The sequence below is a fragment of the Mumia sp. genome (genome assembly GCF_028803055.1).
In the GTDB taxonomy this organism is placed as follows: Bacteria; Actinomycetota; Actinomycetes; order Propionibacteriales; family Nocardioidaceae; genus Mumia.
Genome location: NZ_JARBCJ010000151.1, coordinates 1 through 8,631 on the forward strand (window position 1 = coordinate 1; position 8,631 = coordinate 8,631).

The following is an 8,631-nucleotide window of genomic DNA, read 5'->3' on the forward strand; positions in this document are numbered from 1 at the left end:
CTGGGTGTGAGGAGTGAGGCAGAGGTGGTCGGCGAGGAACGAGCCGCCCGCCGCAGCCGAGCCCCGCAGCACCCGGCACGAAAGGCACTGTGCTGGGTGTGAGGCGCTGGGTGTGAGGAGTGAGGCACAGGTGGTCGGCGAGGAACGAGCCGCCCGCCACAGCCGACCTCCGCACCGACGACGAAGGACTCGGCATCGCGACCACCTCGTGGCTGCGATGTCGAGTCCTTCGTCGTGGTGCGGTCAGCGGTTGCGCTTGCGCGACTTCCGCTGCGCCTTGGCCTTCTGGCGCGCCCTGTTCTTGGCGTTGTTCTGGCGGACCCTCTCGTTCTCGCTCAGCGCCAACGGGTCGTCGTCCTCCTCGTCGCGGGTCTCGACCTCGACGCCACTGCCGCCGGCCACGTCGTCGGGTCCGCTGTAGGTGAGCTGCTGCGGGACGTTGTCCTCGAGGCCCTTGGCGGACACCTCGACGTCGCCGTCCTGCTCCGGCTCGACCTGGACGTCGACGTTGAAGAGGAAGCCGACCGACTCCTCCTTGATCGCCTCCATCATCACCGTGAAGAACTCGTGGCCCTCGCGCTGGTACTCGACGAGGGGATCGCGCTGGCTGTAGGCGCGCAGTCCGATGCCCTCGCGCAGGTAGTCCATCTCGTAGAGGTGCTCGCGCCACTTGCGATCCACCACCGAGAGGACCACACGACGCTCGAGCTCGCGCGTGACCTCCGAGCCGAGCTCCTTCTCGCGGGCCTCGTACGCCGTCCGTGCGTCGGTCGTGATCGACTCGACGAGGATGTCGCGGGTCAGACCCGAGCGGCCACCGTGCTCGTCCTCGAGGCCGGCGATGGTCACCGAGATCGGGAACAACGTCTTGAGCGCCGTCCACAGCGCCTCGAGGTCCCACTCGTCGGGGAAGCCCTGCGTCGCGCCGTTGACGTAGCCGGCGATGGTGTCCGTGATCATCTCGCGGACCCAGTCGCTGAGGTCCGCGCCCTCGAGCACGCGACGACGCTCGGCGTAGATGACCTCACGCTGACGGTTCATCACGTCGTCGTACTTGAGGATGTTCTTGCGTGTCTCGAAGTTCTGGCCCTCGACCTGCGACTGTGCCGACGCGATGGCGTTGGTGACGCGCTTGTTCTCGATCGGGACGTCGTCGGGGACCTTCATCGTGGTGAGGATGAAGTCGACCCAGTCGGCCTTGAACAGACGCATCAGGTCGTCCTGGAGCGACAGGTAGAAGCGGGTCGACCCCGGGTCTCCCTGGCGACCCGAACGACCGCGCAGCTGGTTGTCGATGCGCCGGGACTCGTGCCGCTCGGTGCCGATGACCGCCAGACCGCCGAGCGAGACGACCTCGTCGTGGTCCTCCTGGACCTGCTTCTCGACCTCGGCCAGGGTGTCGGGCCAGGCCGCCTCGTACTCCTCGGGCGTCTCGACCGGGTCGAGGCCCTTGGCCCGCAGCGCCTGGTCGGCGAGGAACTCCACCGAACCGCCGAGCATGATGTCGGTGCCTCGACCGGCCATGTTGGTCGCGACCGTGACCGCACCCTTGTGACCGGCGACCGCGACGACCGACGCCTCACGCTCGTGCTGCTTGGCGTTGAGGACCTTGTGCGCGATGCCGCGCTTCTTGAGCATCGAGGACAGCCGCTCGGACTTCTCGACGCTCGTCGTGCCGACGAGGATCGGCTGACCGATCTCGTGGCGCTCGGCGATGTCGTCGACGACCGCGTCGAACTTGGCGTCCTCGGTGCGGTAGACCAGGTCACGCTCGTCGACACGGGCGATCGGCTTGTTGGTCGGGATCGGGACGACACCGAGCTTGTAGATCTTGTCGAACTCAGACGCCTCGGTCATCGCCGTGCCGGTCATGCCGGAGAGCTTCTCGTAGAGGCGGAAGTAGTTCTGCAGGGTGATCGTCGCGAGGGTCTGGTATTCCTCGCGGATCCTCACGTTCTCCTTGGCCTCGATCGCCTGGTGGAGTCCCTCGTTGTAGCGACGACCCTCCAGGATGCGACCGGTGTGCTCGTCGACGATGAGCACCTCGCCGTCCATCACGACGTAGTCCTTGTCGCGCTTGAACAGCTCCTTGGCCTTGATCGCGTTGTTGAGGAACGAGATCAGCGGCGTGTTGACGGCGTCGTACAGGTTGTCGATGCCGAGGTAGTCCTCGACCTTGGTGATCGACGGCTCGAGCACGGAGACCGTGCGCTTCTTCTCGTCGACCTCGTAGTCGACGTCACGCTCCATCGGGGCGACGATCGACGAGAACTCGCCGTACCACTTGACCTCGTCCTGGGTGGGACCGGAGATGATCAGCGGGGTCCGCGCCTCGTCGATGAGGATCGAGTCGACCTCGTCGACGATCGCGAAGCTGTGCCCGCGCTGGACGCACTCGTCGATCGAGTCGGCCATGTTGTCGCGGAGGTAGTCGAAGCCCAGCTCGTTGTTGGTCGCGTAGGTGATGTCGGCCGCATACGCGACGCGCCGCTGCGCCGGCGTCATCGACGGCAGGATCACGTCGGTGGTCAGACCGAGGAAGTTGTAGACGCGACCCATCCACTCGGCGTGGTACTTCGCGAGGTAGTCGTTGACCGTGACGACGTGCACGCCCTTGCCCGACAACGCGTTGAGATAGCTGGGAAGGGTGGCGACGAGGGTCTTGCCCTCACCGGTCTTCATCTCCGCGATGTTGCCCAGGTGAAGGGCGGCGCCGCCCATGATCTGGACGTCGAAGTGACGCTGGCCGAGGACGCGGCTCGCGGCCTCGCGCACGGTCGCGAACGCCTCAGGCATGAGGTCGTCGAGAGACTCCCCGCCGGCCAGGCGCTCCTTGAACTCGTCGGTCATCGCACGGAGCTCGTCGTCGCTCATCGCGACGAAGTCGTCCTCGAGGGCGTTGACCTGCTTGACGATGGCCTGCAGCTGGCGAAGGATCTTGCCCTCGCCCATGCGCAGGATCTTGTCGATCACCTTGGGCACGGAATCGCACTCCTGAGAACTTGCTCGCCGAGCCGTCGACGGGGGCCCGGACAGAGCGGCCACCGACAGCAGAACCTCGACCATCCTAGGCGACAGGAGGCGCCAACCGTAACCGTGTCGGAGATCGCCGTCACACCGCGGCAGGTTCGACGCCGCCGCTGCCGGGCACCGCCCGGTCGACGACCCCTGCCAGGACCCCGGCCAGATCCCCCTTCGGCTCCACCTCGACCGTGTCGAGACCGAGCCAGCCCGCCGCCGACCACAGCTGCTCGGCCAGCGCTGCCGCCACCCGGTCACGCGGCGCGCCGGGCTCAGCCCAGGCCGATCGGACGAGCAGACGTCCCGTGGCCCGGTCCGCCTTGAGGTCGACCCGGGCGACGATCGCGTCGTCGAGGAGGAACGGCAGGACGTAGTAGCCGTGCACCCGCTTGTGCGCGGGCACGTAGATCTCGATCCGGTAGCGGAACCCGAAGAGGTCCTCCGTGCGGGCACGCTCCCAGACCAGCGGGTCGAACGGGCTCAGCAGAGCAGAGGCACGAATCGAGCGGGGCGTGGTCGCGGCGGTGTGCCGGTACGCCGGTCGCCGCCAGCCCTGGACCGTGACCGGCTCCAGCGTGCCCTCCTCGACGAGCTCGTGGACCGCCGTGCGGGTCTCGGCCACACCCATCCGGTAGTAGTCGCGCAGGCTCGCCTCCGTCGCCACCCCCGACGATGCGGCCGCTCTGCGCAACAGTGCGCGGGCCGCCTCGGCGGGATCGGGCTCAGGCAGGTCCAGGACCGCCCGCGGAAGGACCCGCTCGGGCAGGTCGTAGACCCGCTCGAAGGCGGTGTTGCGTCGAGCGACCGTCAGCTCGCCGGCCAGGAAGAGGTATTCGAGGGCGTACTTGGTCTCCGACCAGTTCCACCCCCAGTTGTCCCGGCTCCGCTGGGTGGCCGGGTCGAGGTCGCGCGCCGTGACGGCACCGCGGGTCGCGACCTCCCGCAGCAGGTCGTCCGCGATCTCCGGCCGGCCCTTGTCTCCACCCCAGGCGTGGCCGCGGTCGCGATAGCGGCGCATCCGGTGCTGCATCGTCGGCCAGAGCTCGACCGGCATGTACGCCGCGACGTGCGCCCAGTACTCGACGAGGCGGCGTGGACGCTTCTCCGCCGCGCGGTGCAGGAGCGTGGTGTCGTACGGACCGAGCCGGCTGAAGAGGGGCAGGTAGTGGGCGCGCTGAAGCACGTTGACCGAGTCGATCTGGAGAACTCCGGTCCGCACGAGCGCGCGGTCGAGCGTCCGCATCGTCACTCGGTTGTGCGGCCGGTCGGTGAACCCCTGCGCAGCCAGGACCGTACGGCGAGCGGTCGCCGCCGACATCTCCTCCGGCCGGCTCACGGCGGATCGAGCAGGCGCTCCCGGACCGCGTAGGTCGCCGCCTCGACGCGCGACCTGAGCTGGAGCTTCTCGAGGATGTTGCGGACGTGGTTCTTGACGGTGTTCTCGCTGATGAAGAGCGCGCGACCGATCTCGCGGTTGTTGTGTCCGAGCGCGACGAGGCGCAGGACCTCGAGCTCGCGGTCGCTCAGCCTGGTGCCTCGCGGCTCCGGCTCGCCGCGCGTCGCCAGCTGCCGGAACTCCTCCAGCAGGCGGGTCGCGACCTGCGGACTGATGAGCGACTGACCGGAGGCGACCCGCCGGACGGCATCACTGACCTGGTCGACCGAGGAGTCCTTGAGCAGGTAGCCCGACGCACCGTTGCGGATGGAGCCGAGCAGGTCGCTCTCCTCGTCGCTGGCCGTGAGCATCACGATGCGGGCCGACGGGGCCGCCTCTTTGATCGCGGCGGCCGCCTCGGGCCCGTTCATCCCGGGCATCCGGACGTCCAGCAGGACCACGTCCGGTGGGCTCGCGGTCGCCTGAGCGACGGCGGAGGGCCCGTCCTGGGCCTCCTCCACCTCGAGCCCTGGGTCTGCCTCGAGAACCATCCGGAGACCGCGCCGGAACAGTTCTTGGTCGTCGACCAGGAGGACCCGGATCGACTCGACATGATCGGCTGCGGAGCTCATCGCAGCCGATCATGCCACGAGCCAGGTCAGCTCACCGCGGTGTCCAGCGTGTCGGCGTCGGTCTCGGGTCGATGTGGATCACGCCGTAGTCGTAGCCGTGGCGCCGGTAGACGACGCTCGGCTGACCGGAGTCCTTCTCCACGAACAGGTAGAAGTCGTGGCCGACCATCTCCATCTCGTAGAGAGCCTGGTCGAGAGTCATGGGGCTCGCACGGTGCGTCTTCTCGCGGACGACGAGCGGCCCCTCTCCGCGGACCTCGACGGGACCTGCGTAGCGGACGGCGTCGATCGGCTCCTCCTCGTCGGCCGGCGAGTCCTGCGCGGTTGTCGAGGCGAACTCGGCGACGGACATCGGGGTCCGGCTGCCACGGTGGACGCGCTTGCGGTCCTGGGCCTTCCTCACCTGGGCCTCGAGCTTGTCGACAGCCTTGTCGAGTGCCGCGAGAGGCTCGTCGGCGCAGGCCTCGGCGCGGATGGCCGGCCCACGGCTGCGCAGCGTGATCTCGACACGCTCGCAGCGCCCGCTCTGGCGAGGGTTGTATTCCTTGGTCAGCTCGACGTCGACGCGCTGAATCTTCTTGCGCTGGTCGTACTTCTCGATGCGAGGTATCTTCTCGTCGACGTAGTCACGAAAACGCTGGGTGATCTCACAGTTTCGACCCTTCACGACAACTTCCACGAGGCCTCCTCGGGTCAGCGTCGGCCACCGCTGACGGTGCCGACGCGGGGCGGGGGTGGTTCACATATCTCGACCGTAGACCGCCGCGTCGCATTTCTCCACCGAAGCGGCGAACGCGGTCACGGGTCACCCTAGGGGACGTTGCGAAGGACGACGAAGACGGCGCGTAGCCGCCAGGGTCGCCACTGCGACGGGCCGTGACCCGGCCGCCGTGAGCGCGCGGACCGCCTCGCCGACACTGGCCCCCGTCGTCACCACGTCGTCGGTGACGACCACCGCCGCCCCACCCGCCACCGGCCGTCGTACGCGGTAGGCACCGGCCAGATTCGCGGCGCGCTCGGCCGCGCCGAGCCCTGCCTGATCGGCGATCCTGCCGACCCGCAGGACCGGATCGGCGCGGGCGCGGACCCCCTGTCGCCTCAAGGCCGACGCGGTCGCACGGGCGAGCTGCGCTCCCGCGTCGAACCCACGTGCGCGCACCGCCTGACGCCGCGACGGCACCGGGACCAGGACGACCGACCAGGTCTGGCGCCTCCCGAGTGCGAACCCGCGCTCCTCGGCGACCCCGAGCGCGAGGAGGACCGCCACCGCCAGGAGGGCCCCCAACGGACGTGCGAGAGCCGTCCGCGGCTCTTCCTTGTAGGCGTGCAGCAGCTCGACGACGACGCCCTCGTAGGCGGTGAGCGACACCGGGACCACCAAGGAGGGCCGCAGCAGTGCGAGCGGGACGGGGTCGGGCGCACGGATGCCGGGTCGGCCACCGACCGCTCGACGGCACCGCTCGCAGAGCACCAGGCCGGGCAGACCACATCCGGCACACCTCACTCCGAGCACCAGATCGGCCGCCGCCCTCAGGAGTTCGCGCACGTCCTCAGGGTGCTGGCCGGCGGCCGGCAGGGCCGCGACCCTCGGACGTCCTGGGGACGATCGAGCAACGTGCGGGCCTGGGGACGACCGAGCGCCGCGAGCGGCACGAAGGGCTCAGCCGGCGAAGCCTGCCGAACCCACCGGGTCGCTCCCGGGCTGCTGCCACCGGCCGTCGTTGTTCTGCGTCCACAGCATGCCTCGCGCGTCGAGCACGTAGAGCGGCGCCGAGACCAGGCCCGGCGCGAGGACCTGACGGGCACCGTCCTGCGGCAGCAGACCGACGCGGACCGCTCCGGTAGCCGCACTCGAGGAGTCGATCGCGACGAGGGTCACCTGTGGCGCCCGCTGGGCAGCGCGTGCGAGGAGCGCCAGGGACGTGCTCGAGCGCCAGGCAGCCGAGATCGGGACACCGGACTCAGCCGGAACAGGGATCTCTCTGACGTCGACCAGGGCCACCACCGTCTCGGACTCGGGCTCGTAGCGGACCGCACCGACGTACACCCCGTCACGCCCGGCGACGCGCGCCGTCGCGACGAATCGTGCGCCGTCCGGCGACAGCTCGAACCCGGTCACCCGGCCCCCGGCCAACGGCCCGAGACCAACGATGCGAGCGCGCTCGCCGGGCCGTCCCACGGTCAAGGTGGACCCGCGCCGCGTCCGGTCGAGGGTCCACAGCCGACCGGCGGCGTCCCAGCTCGGCCGCAGCAGGTCAGAGCCCTGACGGACGACGACGGGTTGCGGCTCACCGGTCAACGGCGAGACCCGGACCACCTTCCGCCCGTCGGTCACGAGGGCGATGCGGTCGCGGTCGACAGAGACGCGGAAGTCGTCGGACTCCACCGGGTCGCTCCCCCACACTCCCCCGAACGGACTCGTGCGGGTCCGGTCGACGACGCGGAGCCGGCCGTCGACCATCGCGAACAGCTCCGTCGACCGGTCCGCCGCTGGGTCGTACTCGGTCCAGGCATCCACCGCCTGGCGTCGCGGCGTACCCGGCAGTGCCACGGCCCGCTCACCGACGACGATCTCGACGGCTGTGACCGCAGGGATCTGCCGCAGGCTCCAGACGAGCTGGGCCGAGAGACGCTCGCGGTCCTTGAGCGGGACCTCGGCGGGCGAGCCGTCGAACCGGATGACGGCGACGCCCGCGTCGTCGATCTCGACCTGGCGTGCCAGCACCCAGCTCTCGGGCAGGAACGAACGCGCCTGGCCACCGACGGCACCCCGAGGCCCCTTGAGGACCGAGGAGACGAGATACGTCGGGAGGTTCTCGTCGTCGGGCAGGTGCACCGGCTCCGCCACGAGCTGGCTCCCCGAGGCGTCGAAGAAGTAGCTGTTGAACGAGTCGTAGTAGTCCTCGAAGAAGTCCTGCTTGATCATCGCGCCCTGCGGAGGATCGGCGATCCGCCACTGGTCCTCTTCCTTCACCAGCGTGAGATCCAGGTGCTGCTCGCGCGACGTCGGCACGGTGAACCGCCCCTGGTCGGAGAGGACCGCCTCGCGCACGAGGTCGACGCCGACGCTCTCGCCGCCGGTGCGGGTCTCCGGCAGCGACACCGACGTCTGCGAGTACACCGTCACGGAGTCTCGGGGACGCCAGTCGTCCGACGCCCCCTCGGTGAGGAACCGGCGGGCGATGTCGTAGCGCACCGGCGAAGCCATCATCGCCTGGAGGAAGCCGTTGACGACGTCATTGGGAGTTGCGCCGTCGACCGGCCCCGCGGGACGGAAGCGGGCGGGGGATGCCTGCTCGGGTCGACCGTCCTCGACCGAGCGGACGGCCCCGCTGTCCGGGATCGACACGCATCCGCTCAGGACGGTCGCGAGCGCGACGAGCGCCACGAACGTACGGCCGGCCGCGCGCCGCGACGGCCGCTGTGCTGTCGAGACCTTCATCGGACACCTCCCGTCCGGCGACGCGTGTCAGGACCGCTGGTGGTCGGCACGAGTGGCAGCGGGGACCGTTGCGGGTCGTCGCCCGCCTGCTTCGGCAGCGTGAGCCGGAACTGCGCCCCGAGCCCCGGCTCGCCCCACGCCTGCAGCCAACCCCCGTGGAG

The 8,631-nt window shown here is 69.7% G+C and carries 6 protein-coding genes; all 6 read right to left on the minus strand.

The window, feature by feature from the left end:
- Positions 1–243 precede the first annotated feature (243 nt).
- The 6 genes from secA to PV363_RS13575 all read right to left on the minus strand — a co-directional run bounded on the left by secA (position 244) and on the right by PV363_RS13575 (position 8,470).
- On the minus strand, positions 244–2,970 hold the full coding sequence (secA, locus tag PV363_RS13550; RefSeq protein WP_301022587.1) for a preprotein translocase subunit SecA: 2,727 nt from the start codon (positions 2,968–2,970) through the stop codon (positions 244–246).
- Positions 2,971–3,112: 142 nt separating this feature from the next.
- Complete coding sequence (locus tag PV363_RS13555; protein WP_301022584.1) at positions 3,113–4,357, minus strand: crosslink repair DNA glycosylase YcaQ family protein; 1,245 nt, start codon at positions 4,355–4,357, stop codon at positions 3,113–3,115.
- Positions 4,354–5,028 carry a response regulator transcription factor gene (locus PV363_RS13560; RefSeq protein ID WP_220341871.1) on the minus strand — a complete coding sequence of 225 codons (675 nt, stop codon included), beginning with the start codon at positions 5,026–5,028 and terminating at the stop codon, positions 4,354–4,356. Before PV363_RS13560 ends, PV363_RS13555 begins: the two co-directional genes overlap by 4 nt.
- 31 nt (positions 5,029–5,059) lie before the next feature.
- Positions 5,060–5,707 (minus strand): ribosome-associated translation inhibitor RaiA, encoded by a 648-nt coding sequence (gene raiA, locus PV363_RS13565; protein WP_301022585.1) that lies wholly within the window; start codon positions 5,705–5,707, stop codon positions 5,060–5,062.
- Positions 5,708–5,833: 126 nt separating this feature from the next.
- Complete coding sequence (locus PV363_RS13570) at positions 5,834–6,574, minus strand: ComF family protein (RefSeq protein WP_220365033.1); 741 nt, start codon at positions 6,572–6,574, stop codon at positions 5,834–5,836.
- 114 nt (positions 6,575–6,688) lie between these two features.
- The gene (locus tag PV363_RS13575; RefSeq protein ID WP_301022586.1) at positions 6,689–8,470 is read right to left on the minus strand and encodes an LpqB family beta-propeller domain-containing protein; all 1,782 of its coding nucleotides are present in this window, start codon (positions 8,468–8,470) and stop codon (positions 6,689–6,691) included.
- Positions 8,471–8,631: the final 161 nt, after the last annotated feature.